The following is a 17633-nucleotide window of genomic DNA, read 5'->3' on the forward strand; positions in this document are numbered from 1 at the left end:
ATTCGTCCGGCCGATGAGCACCGCACCGCTCTTCAGAAGATTGTCGACGACGGGGCTGTTGGTTGTGGCGATGAGGTCACGCTGTAGCGTCACGCCGTCGGTGGTGGCGTAGCCGGCCTGGTCGACGTTGATCTTCACCGTTACCGGCACACCGGCCAGCGGTCCAACCTCATCGCCACAACCAACAGCCCCGTCGTCGACAATCTTCTGAAGAGCGGTGCGGTGCTCATCGGCCGGACGAATGCGCCCGCATTCTGCCTCCGTTGGTTCACCTCGAATCAATTGCACGGGGAAACCCGCAACCCACGGAACGCGGACCTAACCCCTGGTGGCTCGTCGGGCGGGGCCGCCGCGGCAGTCACGGCGGGCATCGGCGCGATTGCCCACGGAACCGACATCGCAGGTTCGATCCGCTATCCGGCGTACGCGTGTGGGATACACGGGTTGCGCCCGACACTTGGCCGCGTCCCCGCGTTCAACGCCTCTCTCCCCGAACCGACCATCGGCGCCCAGCTCGGGCGAGTTTCAGGCCCGTTAGCGCGCAGCGTCGCCGACCTCCGGCTGGCATTCGCGGCGATGGCGGCTCGAGACGCCCGCGACCCGTGGTGGGTGCCCGCGCCCCTGTCAGGTCCGCCCCCTGTGGCCAGGCGAGCGGCTTTCTGCGTGGCGCCGGACGGGCTTGGCACCAGACCTGAAGTGGCGCAAGCGGTCCGCGACGCGGCCGAGCGGCTCAAAGCCGCGGCGTGGGACGTGGACGAGCTGGCCACCACCCCGCCACTCGCCGAAGCAGCCGATGCGCAAACCAAACTCGCGTTCCTTGACGGGTACGACGACAAGCTTGCGGCCGCCCAACGGGAGGGCGACCCGGGCGCGTTGAATGTGCTGGCGCGTCTGCGCGAGCAAGCCGTCGCTTTCGACCTGACCGCGTTCTCCAAGTCGCTGAGTCGCCGAGCCACACTTCTGCGTGACTGGCTGACGCTGTTCGAGAATTACTCTGTCCTGGTGATACCGGTCAGCGCCGAGCTGCCCTTCGCGAACCATCTCGATATGCAAGGCGACGCCGCCTTCGCGCGGGTATGGGCCGCACAGCTCACCCAGCTCGGTTTGCCCTACCTCGGGCTGCCGGCACTGACCGTGTCGACCAGTCTGCTCGGCAGCACGCCGGTCGGCGTGCAGATCGTTGCGGGCCGCTACCGCGAGGACCTGTGTCTGGCCGCCGGAGAAGCGATCGAAGCTGTGGGTACACCAGTCTCACCGATCGACCCGATGCCGGGATAGGGTCGCAGCGCCGCCGCCCGACCAGGGAAATCGGGCCGTAACACCGGCTCAAGTAAGCTGGCAAATCGTGCAAAAGCAGCTTCGCAGGTTAGGGGTGATGGGTGGGACGTTCGACCCCATCCATTACGGCCACCTGGTTGCCGCCAGTGAGGTCGCCGACCTGTTCGACCTCGACCAAGTGGTGTTCGTGCCCAGCGGCCAGCCCTGGCAGAAGGACCGGCACGTCTCGGCCGCCGAGGACCGGTACCTGATGACGGTGATCGCCACGGCGTCCAATCCCCGTTTCACGGTCAGCCGGGTCGACATCGACCGCGCCGGCCCCACCTACACCAAGGACACTTTGCGCGACCTGCACGCTCTCAACCCGGACTCCGAGCTGTACTTCATCACCGGGGCCGACGCGCTGGCCTCCATTCTGTCGTGGCAGGGCTGGGAGACGGCGTTCGAGCTGGCCCGCTTCATCGGGGTCAGCCGGCCCGGTTACGAGCTGCGCCGCGAACACGTCACCGGCGTGCTCGGTGAGCTGCCCGACGACGCGCTGACCCTCGTCGAGATCCCGGCGCTGGCCATCTCCTCGACCGATTGCCGCCGCCGCGCGGCGCAGCGCCGCCCGCTGTGGTACCTGATGCCCGACGGCGTCGTGCAGTACGTCTCCAAGCGCCGGCTCTACCGCGACGACGTCGTGCCGCCGGTGCCGGCCAGCGAAACACGCCTGAGCGCAGGGGATCACCCATGAGCGCCACCCAGGAGGCCATCGACATGGCCACGGTGGCCGCCGGTGCCGCCGCGTCGAAGCTTGCCGACGATGTCATCGTCATCGACGTCTCCGCGCAGTTGGCCATCACGGACTGCTTCGTGATCGCCTCGGCCTCCAACGAGCGACAGGTCAACGCCATCGTCGACGAGGTCGAGGAGAAGATGCGCAAGGCCGGTTACAAGCCGGCGCGTCGCGAGGGAACCAGGGAAGGCCGCTGGACGCTGCTGGACTACCGCGACATCGTCGTCCACATTCAGCACCAGGAGGACCGCGACTTCTATGCCCTCGACCGGCTGTGGAGTGACTGCCCGGTGGTGCCGGTAGACCTCGATGAGGGCCGCGCCAACTCCGATGAGTCGGGTGCGTCATGAGGGTCCGTCGTCTGATCATGTTGCGGCACGGGCAAACCGAGTTCAACGCCGGCAGCCGGATGCAGGGTCAGCTGGATTCCGAACTCAGCGAACTCGGCCGGGCCCAGGCCGTCGCGGCCGCCGAGGTGCTGGGCAAACTGCAGCCGTTGCTCATCGTGTCGTCGGATCTGCATCGCGCCTACGACACGGCGGTCAGGTTGGGGGAGCTGACCGGCCTGCCGATCCGGGTCGACCAGCGATTGCGGGAAACCCATCTCGGCGACTGGCAGGGAATGACGCACACCGAGGTCGACGAACAGGCCCCCGGCGCCCGGCTGGCCTGGCGCGAAGACGCCACCTGGGCACCGCACGGCGGTGAGAGCAGGGTCGACGTCGCCGCTCGCAGCGTACCCTTGGTTGCCGAACTGGTGACCGGCGAGCCGGAGTGGGGCGAGCCCGACGGGCCCGATCGCCCGGTGGTGCTGGTGGCCCACGGCGGGCTGATCGCCGCTTTGTCGGCCGCGCTGTTGAAGCTTCCCGTCGCCAATTGGCCGATCCTGGGTGGCATGGGCAATGCCAGCTGGGTGCAGCTGTCCGGCCACAACGACGATCCGGCCGACGAATTCGACAGCATCCGTTGGCGTCTGGATGTGTGGAACGCTTCGGCGCAGGTGTCCAACGATGTCCTCTGAGCGGCCGCCGAAGCCCACCCTGCTGATATTCGCCGACTCCCTGGCCTACTACGGCCCGACGGGAGGGCTGCCCGCCGACGATCCCCGGATCTGGCCGAATATCGTCGCTGCGCAGCTGGGTTGGGACGTCGAGCTGATCGGCCGCATCGGCTGGACGTGCCGCGACATCTGGTGGGCGGCGACCCAGGACCCGCGGGCGTGGGCGGCGCTACCGAGGGCGGGCGCGGTCATCTTCGCGACCGGCGGCATGGATTCGCTGCCGTCGGTATTGCCCACCGCGCTGCGCGAGCTGATCCGCTATGTGCGGCCGCCGTGGCTGCGGCGCTGGGTTCGCGACGGCTATGGCTGGCTGCAGCCCAGGCTCTCGCCGGTGGCCAGATCGGCGCTGCCACCACACCTGAGTGCGGACTACCTCGAACAGACCCGTGGCGCAATCGATTTCAACCGGCCCGGTATTCCGATCGTGTCGTCGCTGCCGTCGGTGCACATCGCCGACACCTACGGCCGGGCCCACCACGGCCGCGCGGGCACGGCGGCCGCCATCACCGAATGGGCGCAAAACCACAACGTGCCCCTGGTCGATCTGAAAGCCGCTGTCGCCGAACAGGTGATGAGCGGTCGGGGAAACCCGGACGGGATTCACTGGAACTTCGAAGCCCACCAGGCGGTCGCGGAGTTGATGCTCAAGGCGCTCGCCGAGGCCGGCGTGGCAACGATGCAGCGGGGGCACCTCCCGCTTGCGGGGGACGCGCAGCGCGATGAGGAGGCGCCGCGCAATCAGGCCGGCGTGCCCAACGAGAAGCCCCGCGGGTAGCGCTGGTGACCGTCATGGTGGTGACCGACTCGTCGGCACGGCTGCCGGCCGACCTGCTTGAAAAGTGGGGAATCCGGGTCGTTCCGCTGCACATCTTGCTCGACGGCGCGGATCTGCGTGACGGTGTGGACGACGTTCCCGATGACATCTACAAACTGGCGGCCACCACCGCGGCGGCCACCCCGGCCGAACTCGCCGACGCCTATCAGCAGGCGCTGGCCGACAGCGGCGCCGACGGCGTTGTGGCCGTACACATTTCGTCGGCGCTGTCGGGAACGTGCCGGGCCGCCGAACGCACCGCGGCCGACTTGGACCCGAACGTGCGGGTCGTCGACTCGAAGTCGGCCGCGATGGGCACCGGCTTCGTCGCGCTGGCCGCGGCGCGGGCGGCGGCCGACGGTGCAAGCCTCGACGCCGTCGCGGACGCCGCGCACGCGGCCGTGGACCGCGGGCATGCCTTCATCGTGGTGCACCGCCTGGACAACCTGCGCCGCAGCGGACGCATCGGCGGGGCGAAGGCGTGGCTGGGCACCGCGCTGGCGCTCAAGCCGCTGTTGCGTATCGATGACGGCAAACTCGTTCTGGCCCAACGGGTCCGCACCGTCAGCCATGCCACCGAGGCAATGATCGACCGGGTCTGCCAGGTCGTCGGCAACGATGCCGCCGCCCTGGCGGTGCATCACGTCGACAACCCGGATGGCGCCCGGGAGGTGGCCTCAGCGCTGGGCGAGCGGCTGCCGGCGTGCGAACCGGCGATCATCACCGAGCTGGGACCGGTGCTCGCGCTGCATGTCGGTGCGGGCGCGGTCGCGGTGAGCGTGGCGCTGCCGCCGGAGTAGTTGCGGGCGCCACTAACGAATCAGGCGCTCACCGGCCGTCGTGCGTTATCCCCACGGGGGTGCACCACCTGCGGCCACCAGAACCACCGTCCGAGCAGGGTGGCGATCGAGGGCATCAGCAGCGTGCGCACCACCAGCGTGTCGAGCAGCAGACCGATGCACACGGTCGACCCGAACTGACCGAGCACCCGCAGATCGCTGCCCAACATGGACGCCATGGTGAAGGCGAACACCAGACCCGCCGCCGTCACCACACCGCCGGTACCGGCCATCGACCGGATGATCCCGGTCTTGAGCCCGCGATGGATCTCTTCGCGGAACCGGGAAACGAGCAGCAGGTTGTAGTCGGATCCCACGGCCAGCAGGATGATGACCGACAGCGCCATCACGATCCAGTGGATCCTGATGCCGAATAGGTCCTGCCAAATCAGCACGGACAGACCGAAAGACGCCGCGATCGAGCTGGCCGCGGTGCCGACGATCACCAGTGCGGCCACCACGCTGCGGGTCAGCAGCAGCATGATCATGAAGATCAGCGTGAGGGCCGACACCACGGCGATCATCAGGTCGTATTTCTCGCCGTCTGCCATGTCCTTGAACGTCGCGGCGGTTCCGCCGAGATACACCCGGGCATCCGAGAGCGAGGATTGCTTCAGCCCCTCCTGCGCGGCGGTGCGTTCGGCATCGACCCGCGCGATACCCTCCGGCGACATCGGGTCGCCCTGATGGGTGATGAAGAACCGCGCCGACTTACCGTCCGGTGACAAGAACATCCGAAGACCCGTCTGGAAATCGGGGTTGTCGAAGGCTTCCGGCGGCAGGTAGAAGAAGTCGTCGTTCTTCGACGCGTCGAAGCTCTGCCCCATCACGATGGCGGTATTGCTCATCGCCTCCATCTGATTGATCATCGCCTTGAACGTCTGGTAGAGCGTCAGCGTGATGCCCCGGGTGGTCTTCAGCGTGGTGATCAGCGTGGGGAACAACGCATTCAGATCATGGGTTGCTTTGGCGGTGTGCTGGATGTCGCCCGTGAGGTAATGGAACTGCTCCGCGAGCTGATCGAAGCCATCCAAAGTGTCGAACAGGGACCGCAGCCCGTAGCACAGCGGGATGTCGTAGCAGTGCTTCTCCCAGTAGAAGTACGTGCGGACCGGGCGGAAGGTGTCGTCGAAGTCGGCGATGTGGTCGCGCAGGGTGTCGGTGATCTGCGACGTCACGGCCGTGGTCTTCGCGCTGTCGTCGGCGGCGTTGGCCAGATCCAGCGACACCTCGTATTGGCGCTGCGTGGTGTCGATCTGGGTTTGCAGATCATCGGCCATCTTGAGGATGTCGTTCATGCGCTCCTTGAGAAAGCTCATGTTCTGCATCGTCGTCTGGCTTTGGACGCTGTTCTGGAACGGGATCGAGCTGTGCTGGATCGGAATGCCCAGCGGCCGGGTGATGTCCTGGACCATGGCGATGCCCAGCGTGCGCATCTCGTTCTTGGCCACCCGGTCCAATACCAGCATGTCGGCCGGGTTGCGCATGTCGTGGTCGGACTCGACCATCAACAGGTCGGGGTTCATCCGCGCTTCGGAGAAGTGCCGATTCGCGGCCTCTTGCCCCTGATTGGACGGGGCTGACAGCGGCAGGTAGTGGCGGTCGTTGTAGCTGGTGTGGAAGCTCGGCAGGGCGATCATGCCGACCAGCACGATGGCCGCGCTGACGGCCAAAACCGGTGCGGGCCAACGCACCACGGCGGTGCCCACCCGGCGCCACAGCCGACCACGCTTGGCCTGCCTTTCGAACAGGTGGAAGCGGCTGCCGACAAAAACCACCGCGGGGCCCAGCGTGATACCGGCGAGCACCACGACCAGCATGCCGATCGCCACGGGCGCGCCCATGGTGTTGAACCACGGCAGCCGCGAAAAGCTCAGGCAATAGGTCGCGCCCGCGATTGTCAGGCCCGAACCCAACACCACCGGGGCGACGCCCTTGAATGTGGTGTAGTACGCCTCTTCTCGATCCTCGCCGGCGGCCAGCGCCTCCTGGTAGCGGCCGACGAGGAAGATGCCGTAGTCCGTTCCCGCGGCGATGGCCAGCATGGTGAGGATGTTGGCCGCGAAGGTGGTGAGCCCGAATGCGTTGTGATACGCCAGAACCGCGACCACCCCGCGCGAACAGGCCAGCGCGACAAAGGTCATGAACAGCTGCACGAGCGTGGTGACGATGGACCGGTAGACCAGCAGCAACATGATCGCGATGGCACCAAGGGTGAACAGCGTGATCTTGGCCAGGCTGGCGTTACCGATGATGTGCATGTCGTCGGACAGCGCAGCGGGACCGGTGACATAGGCCTTCACACCGGGCGGCGCCTTGTTCTCGTCGATGACCTTGCGCACGGCGTCCACCGACTCGTTGGCCAGCGTGGTGCCCTGGTTACCGGCGAGGTTCACCTGCACATAGGCGCTCTTGGCGTCGGCGCTCTGCGCGCCCGCGGCCGTCAGCCGGTCGCCCCAGAAGTCCTGAATGTGCTGAATGTGCTTGGGATCCTGGCGAAGTTGCCGGATCAGCTTGTCGTAATACTGGTGCGCGTCGGGGCCCAGCGGATGCTGACCCTCCAGCACGATCATGACGGTGCTGTTGGAGTCGAACTCGTGAAAGTTATGGCCCAGGCGCATCATCGCCTTCATCGACGGCGCGTCGAGCGGTGTCATCGGCGCCGAGTGCGCCTCGCCGACTTTCTCCAGCGTGGGCACGATGACGTTCACCAACACGGTGATCGCGACCCAGCCGATGATGATCGGTATCGCGAAGATGCGGATTGCGTGGGGGAGGTAGGGCCGATGGCCGCGCTCGGCCTTCGACAACCCCCTGGTGCCGATCGGGCCGGTGTCGGCGGCGCTCAGGTCGCGCTCGGTCTGATTGTGCACGTCGCTCATGCGGACTTCACCAGGCAGAAGGTCTGGGCGTTATGGCCGGCGGAGTTCTGGTTGTCCCGGACAATGCCGTCCACGGTGATTTTGCAGCTGATCGTGCTGCCGTCGCTCTGCGCCATGATGTTTGCGCTCACCGAGGGCAGCGTGGTCGAGATGGTGGTCGACCAGGGCAGGGCAGCGTTGTTGACCTGATGCGTGTTGGCGTTCTCGTCCCAGTAGTTGATGTTCGCCGTGGTGCCCGGGGCACCGGAGATTTCGTAGACGACGACCTTCGGGTTGAACTGCACGATTTCGATCCCCTTGCCGGCGTTTGCGTTGAGATCTTCCGAGCCGAAGATCTTGTGCAGTCGCGACACGATGAGCGCCGACAGTGACAGAACGACCACCAGCACCAGCGGGATCCACGCTCGTCTCAATACGCGGCTGAGAAGGCCGGGGCGGGTACCCGAGTCTGGACTAGCCACCACCTGACCGCCTTCCGCAAAGCTCACCAACCGTCGCCGACGACACCACTGTCAACGGAACATTTGCTCAGTTGGGGATATTAACCTTAGTGCACGCAAGCGTTCCTCCTGGGGCCACCACCTGTGGCGTACGGCATACGCTAGTGCGCGAGCCGACCGGTGACCGGCGGCAAATCCGCCAGCGTGACGATTCCCGGCTCGGCGGCCACCACCGCCGGGACGGCATTGGTAACCGGCATCGCGGTGTAGATCATTCCCAGCCCCATGAATCCGGGCTCTGTCCAGTCTTTGGGCGGCAGGCAGTGCAACACGGTTCGCATGTTGGGCAGCCCGAACACCTGAATGACGTGCCCGTGCTCCAGGGGCTTGGGCGGGACGACGTGACTGCCCATGGTCCAGTTGAACCCGACGCTGACGACGTTGCGGTCACCGACCCAGCCGCGGTGGTAGCCGTAGACGCTGCCGACCGTTCCGGCGGGGATCTTCATGAAGCCCAGATCGGAGTCGTCGGTGGCCGCGGTGAAGGTGACGTCGAAGGTCATCTTGTCCAGCTTCGCCCCGATCGCGTCGGCCATCATCGCCGCCGACTCCGCGAACACCTCGCTTTCGCGCCGGACGTTCTCGGCCAGCCCGGGGGTATCCGGATCCTGCGAAAAGCCCATGGCCGTCTGGGTTTCCGCCGATTCATAGGTCGAGCAGTCCACCGACTCGGTGATCCGGATCTCGTCGACGCGCTCACACGATGCGGACAGCACCATGCCCACCATGTTCGTCATGCCGGGGTGCGCACCGCTGCCGAAGATTGTCGAATTGCCTTTCCGGCAAGCATCTTCGATGCGTTTGCGGTCCTGCGGTGTCTGCTTTCCGCCGGTGATCCACGCGGCGCTGGTGCACACGTTGACTCCAGATTCCAGCAGCCGCACCAGCTCATCGATGTTGGGCCACAACGGGTTATAGCAACACGCGTCGGCGCCCAGGGCCAGCAGCGCATCGATGTCGTTGGTCGCCCGCACCCCAGTCGGCTCCGGCCAGCCCGCCAGGTCGGCGGCGTCGACGCCGACCTTGTCGGCGCCGTGTGCGTACACGCCGGCCAGTTCCAGGTCGGGTCGCCCGATGATGGCGTGCAGCGAACGCCGACCGATGTTCCCGGTCGTCCACTGGATCACGCGTAGCGGACGGTCGGTGCTTACCTTGCTCATCGCGGCTCCTTTGCCGGTGCGGATTGGACTCATTATCTTCTCAGCGGCGACGCGTCGGTTGGCGAAGGGTCAAAGGCCGGCCGCGCCGACCGCGAGGAAAGCGCAACCGGCCGCGGCGAGCAGGAGCGCAACGTCGACGCGCCGACGCGAGCGAATCCAGTCATGCAGCGCCGCCACCCGCGTGGCGGTCGCCTCGGGCGCCAGCAGGTGGGCCAGCAGCGGAATCTCGATCAGGGCGAAGGACACGGCGTTGAACATCAACAGCACCGCGACCTGCGTCAGGGCCGTCGCCCCGGAGGCCAGAATGACGGCCAGCGCGGCAAGGTAGTCGACCGACGGCAATGCGATGCCGAGACCGGCGATGCCGGCGACCGCCAGCGAATGCCGGCTCAGCAAACGTTGGACCGGCGAGGCCAATCCCGTCGGCCGCGCACCCAACCGCGCGGGGAGATTCGCGGCCACGACCGCCGCGACCGTCAGCGCCAGCAGGCCGACCACAATCTGCACCTTGGGCAACGCGAAGTAGTTCGAGCCCAGCATGGCGCGTCGGAAGGCGAACAAGACAACCAGCCCCACCGCCGTTCCCATGGCGAAACCGCCGGACAGGAACGCGAGCAGTTGCAGCGCCGGTCTGGGCCTGTTCAGCATGACCACGGTCATTCCGACTCGGAACGGTTCGACGCTGACGGCCAGCGCCATCACCAGGACGGTCACCAACATCGGCATCGTGGCGCGCGCCCGTAGCCCCGGCTCAGGCGTCCAACCGGGCGAATTGCTGCCGGCGGTACTGCTCGACGCAGGCGGCGCGCCGGATCTTGCCGCTGGTGGTGGTGGGAATCGAGCCGGGCGGCACCAGCACGAGGTCTCCCACATTCACACCGTGCGCATTGGAAATCGCCGAGGTGACGTCGCGTTTGACGGAGGTCAGCGAGTGCATGGCCGCCTCGGTGGAGTCGCCTCGCTTCTTGTACTCGATGACGGTGACGAGCTTCTCGGTGCTGTTCACCGGAACCGATATCGCCGCGACCCGACCGCCGGTGATCTCCTGGACCGTCGCCTCGATGTCCTCGGGATGGTGATTTCGTCCCCGGATGATCAGCAGGTCCTTGATGCGCCCGACGATGAACAGTCCACCCTCGTGGATGAAACCCAGGTCACCGGTCTTCAGCCATGGCCCGTCGGGCGTACCCGGCGACGGGTCGACGAGCGTCGCGCCGAAGCAGCGCTGTTCTGCCGGCGGCTTGCGCCAGTACCCCTCGGCCACGTTGGCGCCGCACACCCAGATCTCGCCGACCACCCCCGGCGGGCACTCGCTGTCGGTGTCGCCGTCGACGATTCGCAGTGCCGGGGATTGCGGCAGCTCGTATTTCACCAGCGACGAGCCGGCGCCAGCCGCGCACGGCTTTGCCCGGCCCGCGGACAGCTCGTCGATATCGAAGTGAACCGTCGCCTCGTCACTCCAGGTGCCACTGGCCACGAAGACGGTTGCCTCCGCCAAGCCGTAGGACGGACGCATCATGTCGTCCCGAAAGTTGAAGTGCGCGAACCGATCGACGAAGCGGCTCAGGGTGGTCGGCTCGACGCGTTCGGCGCCGCTGATGATGCCCAGCACCCCGCCGAGGTCGAGTCCGGCCAGGTCACGGTCGCTGGTCTTGCGGGCCGCCAGGTCGAAGGCGAAGTTGGGGGCGGCCGACCACGAAGACGTGTTCGCGGCCAGGGATCGCACCCATCTGGCCGGCCGCTCCAAGAACGCGACGGGACTCATCAGCTCACCGCGCCAGCCGCCCAGGATCGGCGCGCACACGCCCAGCACCAAACCCATGTCGTGGTAGAAGGGCAGCCACGAGACGATCGTGGTGTCCGACGGGGCTTTTCTGCGGGAGTCGGCGAAGAAGCTGCGCATCAGCTGCTCGAAATTCACCTGCAGGTTGTGGTGCGAAATCATCACACCGGTCGGGGTTCGGGTCGAACCCGAGCTGTATTGCAGATACGCGACGTCGGGCAAAACGGTTGCCGGAACGGCGGTTTGGCGATCGGCGTCCAGATTCATCGAATCGATTTCGACGATCTTCGGGACATCATCCATGCGCGCCCGATCGACGTACTCGGCGACATCTTCGGCGACCGCGGACGTGGTGAGCACGATCGACGGTGACGTATCGGCGAGGACGGCGCTGACCCGCTCGTCGCTCGAGCCGCGATGCGGCAGCGGAAGCGGAACCGCGATGAGCCCGGCCTGCATCGATCCCAGGAACGCCGCGATGTAGTCGAGGCCCTGCGGCGCCAGGATTACCGCCCTGTCACCGACCGAACCGTGCTGGCCGAGCTCGCCCGCCACGTTGAAGGTCCGGCGGGATAATTGCGACCACGTGAGGCTCTGCGCAACGCCGTCGGCGTCGTCGGAGTAATCGGTGAACGTGTACGCCACGTCGTTGGGCCGCAGGCTGGCACGCCCGTGCAGCATGGCAAGAATCGATGATCCAGACATAGGCGCGTTGTCTAGCCGGTGCCGTGGGACAACACCGAAGTGGCGCCGCTGAGGATCTGGGAAAGGGGATCGGCGCCGCCGCCGAAGGTTGCCTGGTTGGCCGGCGCGGTGACTTCCGCCGGGTCGAAGCCGTGCACCGGGTCCACCTGGACCGGGGCCGTCGCCGGGTCGTCGTTTCGCGCGTAACCCGCATTCACCCGGGGAATCAGGATGGCGTCCAGCTTGTCCAGCGTGCCTTCGTCGATCCCGATGTATTTGAGCGGCATGACGAGCGGAAGGTGCTTCTCCGGGACCATGATCGTCGTGTCTTTGGCGCCCCTGGAGTTGATCGTGGTCCTGATGTTTTGCGGGGGCACCATGCTCGGGTTGGTGAAAGCCACCGCCGTGTGACCGGTGGCCAGCCCTAGCAGCGTGTTCGCCAAAGCGAACATGTTGTCGGGCCGGTCGGGGAAGTCCGCGATCGAGTCGTACGCCGCCACGAATCTGTTTGTGTCGTACTGGCTTTCGTACTGAGGCGGCATAGTGTAGTCGAGCGCGGGAACCACACTGCCGACCGGAAACATGGCGGTCAGGAAGCTCTGCCCGAAGGCGTGATGCCCAATGGGGTCACCGAACGTGGCGAAGTTCAGTCTGTCCGGCGGGGGAGCGGCCGGGTCATTCGCCAGCCGGGCCTGTTCGCCGTCGACCACGAACCCGCCCTCGGACAAGCCGATCGCCGTGCCCGGGCGGCCGGTGCGGATCGCGGCATCGAGGTTGTTCACCCCCACGTCGACCGACTCGCCGACGCTTGGGCCGTCCAGACCCAGTCCGGGCAACAGCCCCTCACCGATCTTGCCGATACCCGGGAAGAGTCGCTCCAGCACGTGCCCCTGCACCTGTCCTGCCGGGTAGCGGACGATTTCGCGCTGCTGGCCGGGGAACCACTGGGCGCCCTCCTGCCGGATGTACTCGTCGTAGGGGATGCCTAGGACGTGAGCGCCGCCGAGGGCGAATGCCGTCTGGTCGCCCGGCGCCCCCGGGGTCGGCGGCCCGCCGATCGGCGCGTCGTCAGCCGTCGCGGTATTGACGCCGAAACACCCTGTGGCAGCTACGGTTACCAGCGCCGTAACACCTGCGAGCAGTTTCTTCATCCCAACTCCTACCGCTCGAATCCGCCTCGTAGTCTCACACACATCCCCTACGGGTGCTAACCGGGCTGCGCCTCGGCGCGTCCCTCCGGTAACCGCGGCGCCGGCCGCCGGGCTCCCACTGGCGCGCCCGCTCGGGAGGGCCACCAATTCGCCCGGCCGACCAGGGCGGCGATGGCGGGAACCGTGATGGTGCGCACCAAGAAGGTGTCCAGCAAAATTCCCACCCCGATCACGAAACCGCCCTGGACCACGGTGCTGATGCTGGAGAACAACAGGCCACACATCGAGGCGGCAAAGATCAGACCCGCCGCAGTGATCACCCCGCCCGTCGAACCCAGGGTCCGGATGATGCCGTAACGCATGCTGCGCGGCGACTCCTCCCGCATGCGCGAGACGAGCAGCATGTTGTAGTCGGCACCCACCGCGACCAGCACCACGAATGCCAGCGGCGGCACACTCCAATGCAATTGCTGACCCAGCAGGTATTGCACCACCAGTACCCCGATTCCCACCGCCGACAAATACGAAATAACCACGGAGGCAACGAGATACAGCGGAGCGACGATCGCGCGCAGCAGCGCGATCAGGGTCACCAGCACCACCAGCAGGGTCACCGTGATGATGAACCGGATGTCGTGCTGGTAGTAGTCGCGCGTGTCCTTGAGCGCGACGGTGTATCCGGCCATCGACACCGTCGCGTCCGCGAGCGCGGTGTTCGGCTGGGCCCCCCGCGCGGCCGCTTCGATCGCGTTGACCTGATCCATGGCCTCGGTGCTGAACGGATTGAGTTTGGTCTGGACCAGGTAGCGCACCGAGTGACCGTCCGGCGAGATGAATGCCTTGGCTGCCTTCTGGAATTCCGCCAAGTGCAGGAGCTGGGGTGGGATGTTGAATCCGGCCATGGCCGGTTGCGCCGCGTCGCGTTTCAGCGACAACAGAAACGCCGCTGAGTCGTTGAGCCCGCTGCCGAGCTGTTTGACTTGGTCGACGACCTGAGCCACCGCGTCGGCGATTTGCCGGCTGCCACCGGCGAAACGGTTAGCGCCATCTTGCAAGGTGTTCAGGTTCGACTGCAGACCACCGGGTTTGTCCATCCCCAGCGAATGCAGCACGGTGGTGAGCTTTGCCAATGCGGCGCGCAGGCGGTCTGCCGACGCTTTCAGCGCGTGCTTGTCCGGGTATTCCTGCAGCTGGTGCGCCAAGTCATTGATGGCGTCGAGGTCTGCTTGATCGCGCGAACCGACCAGTTGCTCGAATGTCCCGCGGGTGGCGCTGCACGAGGGGTCGACGTCGCATCGGGGGTTGCCCTGTAGCGCCCCCAGCACCGGGCCGATCCAGGCGAACATGTTCTTGGCCGCCGAGAAGTTCCAGCCCATGTTGTTGCTGAGCGCGTTGACATGGTCCACGAGCTGGGCCGCGAGATCGACCTCTTTCACCAGCGCGTCGCCGGTGTACTGGTTCTTCGTCGACGAGAAGGCGGTCTCCAGCTCCTGGACGCCGGCGGCGAGCTGGATGACCTGGCCCCGCATGTTGCCGAGGTTGTCGGCCAACGTCCCGGCCCCATCTACCAGCCGGTTGAGGTCGCCTGTGTGGTCTTTGATCAGCGTGGACCCGCCGGCCAGCAGGGTGCCGATAGCGCCCGCTTGATAGGTGGCCCTGAATTGTTCGGGCACGTTGCCGGTGGGACGCGTAATGCCGCTGACCGCAGCAACATTCGGCAATTGACTGACCCGGTCCGCCATTTGCTCCAAGTCCGCGAGCGCCTTCGGCGTGCGAAGGTCGTGCGGGGACTGGACCAAAATGTACTGCGGGATCGACTGATTCACCGGGAAGTGACGATCCAGCGCGGCATACCCGATGGAGCTCGGGGCGGACGCCCGCAGCGCCTTGCGATCGTCGTAGTTGTATCGCACCAGGCCGGCACAGCTGGCCAGGATGATCAACACGAGCACGCTGGCAACCAGGTTGACCCTCGGTCGTCGCACGATGCGGATGCCCGACCGCCGCCAGAACCGGGCGGTCAGCTCGCGCCGCGGCTTGACCAAGCCGCGCCGTCCCGCAAGCACCAGGACTGCCGGCAGCAACGTCAACGCGGCGAGGAATGCCACACCGATCCCGATCGCCGACGACGCGCCGACCGTTTTGAACACACCCATCCGGGCGAAGCTGATCAGCAGGAAGGTGACACCGACGGTGGCCGCGGATGCGGCGATCACCTTTCCGATCGAGAACATGGCGCGCTTGACCGCCTGATCGGGAGTCGCGCCCGACCGCAGGTAATCGTGATAGCGGCTGATCAGAAAGACGGCGTAATCGGTTCCGGCTCCGGCCATTATGGCGCTCAAGAACACAACGGACTGGTTCGAGACGCCCGAGCCGGTCAGTTGGGAGTAGCCCGCTACCACCGCCTGCGCGATCACCAGGGATATCCCGATCGTCAGCAACGGCAGCAGCATGGTGACCGCGCTGCGGTAGATCACCAGCAGGACGATCAGGACCATCACCGCGATCGCCAACTCGATCGGCATCCGGTCCCGAGCGCCCGCGTCGGTGAGGTCGGCGACGGTCGCCGCGGGGCCGGTGAGGTTTGCCGTCAGCGATGTGCCGGTGAGCGCCCCCTTGACGATTTCGCCGATCCGGTTGAAGGCGGCGTACGAGCGGGGCGTGCCCAACTCACCAGCGACGCCGACCGGCAGCACCCACGCCTTGTGATCCTTGCTGGTGACGACGGAGCGCAACGCCGGCGTGCTGGCGAAGTCCTGCAGCATCACGACATCTCGCGTGTCGCGGCGCAGCGCGTCCACCACTTTGCCGTAAGCGGCCTCGTCGGCCGGGCCAAGCCCCTTGTCGTCGGTCAACACCACCAACAGCAGGTTTTCTGAGCCCGACTCGTGAAACGCCTCGGTCATCTTTCGAGCGGTCACGCTCGAGGGCGCATCGCTGGGCAGGATGGCAAGCGGATGCTTCTCGGCCATCTCGCCCAGCGACGGAAAAGTCAGGGGTAGCGCGGCGGCGATCGCAATCCAGATCCCCACCACTGCCCAGGGCCACCGCACCACGAAATCGGCTAGCCGTCGCATATCGCCCTCATCCCCGCTCGGCGCCGTCGGGCGTGCCCGCCGGGGACTCTCGGCCGCACCCGCCCGAGCCCGGTCACACCACGCAAATTCGCCTCACGAGCCATCGAAGTGCTCCACGCTACGCGACGCGTCCCCAGCTCCCGCTGCCGGCGACCCGCACGCAGACCGACTTCATCGCCTCCAGGTAGCGGACAACCGATTTCCGGGCGACCGGGTTGTCCGGGTGCATGATCGCCATGAACGTGCCTTCCCCGTAGCGGAATATGTAAATGGTCAGCTGGTATGAATATCGGCCGTCGGGATAGATTCCGATGTTGTTCGCCAACCCCATGTCGGCCGCGGCGAGAATGGCATTGAGCGGAGCGGCGCCGCCATGAAAGAAATTCGACACCGGAAAGTTTGGTTGCGGCCAGCGCAACCACGGCGCGAGTTCCAACACGCGGTAATAGGGAACTTTCGCCATATCCAGATTCGAATCGAAGGACGCCTGCGCCGCCCACGCGGCATCGCCGAACGAGGCGGCAGCTATGGGCACGGTGATGGGGATCAAACCGGTGAACCAACCCTGCGTCATGAAATTGTCGGTGGCTTTGCGGGAATCCCTGGGAGTAAGCCCGTAATACGTGAGGGCACCCGTGAATTCGTGCTCCACCAAGGCGAGGCAGGCGAACAGGCCGCCGACAAACCGTGCGCCGGCCGCCGCGCAGGCCGATTCGAACCGTTCGGTCTGTGCCGCGTCCATCAGGAGTTCGGACGTCATGTCGCTGCTACTGGAGTCCTGCGGGTCGCCCAGCGGGAGCGGGAACTCGGGAAAGCCGCCATCGTTGTTTTCGGCGAAGTCAATCCACGCGCGCACCTCGGGGGAATCTACGGTCAGCGTTGACGTGTACTCGCGTTCGCGGGTGCAGAAATCATCGAAGCTGCCGGCATCGGGAAGGGTGAGGGCCTGCCCGCCGCCGCTCAACGCGGTGTACATGCCGTTGGCCTCCATCATCGTGGTGCCAATCAACGTCGCGTCCCCGTGGACATGATCCATGGCGGCAAAGAATGTGAAGCGGTCTTCGCTTTGAATGATCCCGAAGGTGAAGCAGCCCCACTCCAGCGGATTCGGAATGGCCACGACGTGAGCGTGTATTTCGTCGGGAGTCATCTCACCGTGCTCGATCGGGGCGAATTCGATAGCGTCGGCATCGTCGACGGTATGCCTGATGAATTCTCCGTCACCGGTGTGCTCGAACCAGCTGCGGAACGTGTCGTGCCGGCGCAGATACGCGTTGACGGCGTGGTTCATGGCGGCAACGTCACACGTCCCGGGCACTTCACAGGTAGCGATGATCTGGCGGGAGAAATTCAGCCCCGCGGCGGTCCGTTCACAGTAATTGCGAAGATGCTGGCTCTGCATGTAGCTGACCGGCACGGAGCTGACCGGCGCGTGCCTGACCTTTTCGGTCGCCGCGGCCGTCGGGTGCCAGGAGATCACCGACCCGGGCGTCACCGTCCAATCACCGAGTGCGCCGATCGTAATCTTCCCGATGCGCAAAACTTCGTCCTCCTCGGTTGCAACGACCACGGCCACCCTGGCGGCGAGACCAAGATAAACCCTCCGAGTGATCGCCGTCGCAGG

General features: G+C 66.0%; 15 protein-coding genes. 6 read left to right on the plus strand and 9 right to left on the minus strand.

What is annotated here, in order from left to right; translation table 11 throughout:
* Nucleotides 1–288: amidase family protein (locus tag A5659_RS28230; protein ID WP_255364651.1), on the minus strand; the 288-nt coding region annotated here is incomplete at its 3' end.
* Between A5659_RS28230 and A5659_RS28620 the strand changes: the two genes are divergently transcribed.
* The 6 genes from A5659_RS28620 (at nucleotide 208) to A5659_RS19035 (ending at nucleotide 4730) form a co-directional block, all read left to right on the plus strand.
* Nucleotides 208–1278 (plus strand): amidase, encoded by a 1071-nt coding sequence (locus A5659_RS28620; protein WP_231997901.1) that lies wholly within the window; start codon nucleotides 208–210, stop codon nucleotides 1276–1278. The genes A5659_RS28230 and A5659_RS28620 overlap by 81 nt on opposite strands.
* A 67-nt stretch (nucleotides 1279–1345) precedes the next feature.
* The gene (gene nadD, locus A5659_RS19015) at nucleotides 1346–2014 is read left to right on the plus strand and encodes a nicotinate-nucleotide adenylyltransferase (protein ID WP_082972548.1); all 669 of its coding nucleotides are present in this window, start codon (nucleotides 1346–1348) and stop codon (nucleotides 2012–2014) included.
* A complete protein-coding gene (gene rsfS, locus A5659_RS19020) occupies nucleotides 2011–2406 on the plus strand; it encodes a ribosome silencing factor (protein WP_066867105.1) in 396 nt (131 codons plus the stop codon). Before nadD ends, rsfS begins: the two co-directional genes overlap by 4 nt.
* The gene (gpgP, locus tag A5659_RS19025) at nucleotides 2403–3077 is read left to right on the plus strand and encodes a glucosyl-3-phosphoglycerate phosphatase (RefSeq protein WP_066867107.1); all 675 of its coding nucleotides are present in this window, start codon (nucleotides 2403–2405) and stop codon (nucleotides 3075–3077) included. Before rsfS ends, gpgP begins: the two co-directional genes overlap by 4 nt.
* A complete protein-coding gene (gene octT / locus A5659_RS19030; RefSeq protein WP_067183410.1) occupies nucleotides 3067–3891 on the plus strand; it encodes a diglucosylglycerate octanoyltransferase in 825 nt (274 codons plus the stop codon). The genes gpgP and octT overlap by 11 nt, the downstream gene beginning before the upstream one ends.
* Before the next feature lie 5 nt (nucleotides 3892–3896).
* A complete protein-coding gene (locus A5659_RS19035; protein ID WP_067143288.1) occupies nucleotides 3897–4730 on the plus strand; it encodes a DegV family protein in 834 nt (277 codons plus the stop codon).
* 20 nt (nucleotides 4731–4750) lie between these two features.
* Here A5659_RS19035 and A5659_RS19040 read toward each other — a convergent pair whose 3' ends face one another.
* The 8 genes from A5659_RS19040 to A5659_RS19075 form a co-directional block, all read right to left on the minus strand.
* Nucleotides 4751–7651 carry an RND family transporter gene (locus tag A5659_RS19040; protein ID WP_066877423.1) on the minus strand — a complete coding sequence of 967 codons (2901 nt, stop codon included), beginning with the start codon at nucleotides 7649–7651 and terminating at the stop codon, nucleotides 4751–4753.
* Nucleotides 7648–8115, minus strand: a complete 468-nt coding sequence (locus A5659_RS19045; protein ID WP_197498087.1) for an MmpS family transport accessory protein — start codon at nucleotides 8113–8115, stop codon at nucleotides 7648–7650. Before A5659_RS19045 ends, A5659_RS19040 begins: the two co-directional genes overlap by 4 nt.
* Nucleotides 8116–8252: 137 nt before the next feature.
* Entirely contained in the window at nucleotides 8253–9311 is a 1059-nt protein-coding gene (locus A5659_RS19050) for a dihydrodipicolinate reductase (protein ID WP_067143304.1), read from the minus strand.
* A 69-nt stretch (nucleotides 9312–9380) separates the two neighbouring features.
* The gene (locus A5659_RS19055) at nucleotides 9381–10031 is read right to left on the minus strand and encodes a GAP family protein (protein ID WP_067143301.1); all 651 of its coding nucleotides are present in this window, start codon (nucleotides 10029–10031) and stop codon (nucleotides 9381–9383) included.
* 31 nt (nucleotides 10032–10062) lie between these two features.
* Complete coding sequence (locus A5659_RS19060) at nucleotides 10063–11799, minus strand: AMP-binding protein (RefSeq protein WP_082972546.1); 1737 nt, start codon at nucleotides 11797–11799, stop codon at nucleotides 10063–10065.
* Between the two features lie 11 nt (nucleotides 11800–11810).
* On the minus strand, nucleotides 11811–12929 hold the full coding sequence (gene pe / locus A5659_RS19065) for an acyltransferase PE (protein ID WP_066877419.1): 1119 nt from the start codon (nucleotides 12927–12929) through the stop codon (nucleotides 11811–11813).
* Nucleotides 12930–12985: 56 nt separating this feature from the next.
* Nucleotides 12986–16009, minus strand: a complete 3024-nt coding sequence (locus A5659_RS19070; protein WP_082972545.1) for an RND family transporter — start codon at nucleotides 16007–16009, stop codon at nucleotides 12986–12988.
* Nucleotides 16010–16127: 118 nt separating this feature from the next.
* The gene (locus A5659_RS19075) at nucleotides 16128–17549 is read right to left on the minus strand and encodes a condensation domain-containing protein (RefSeq protein WP_066877449.1); all 1422 of its coding nucleotides are present in this window, start codon (nucleotides 17547–17549) and stop codon (nucleotides 16128–16130) included.
* Nucleotides 17550–17633: the final 84 nt, after the last annotated feature.

The sequence above is a fragment of the Mycobacterium sp. 1165196.3 genome, from assembly GCF_001673415.1.
In the GTDB taxonomy this organism is placed as follows: Bacteria; Actinomycetota; Actinomycetes; order Mycobacteriales; family Mycobacteriaceae; genus Mycobacterium; species Mycobacterium europaeum_A.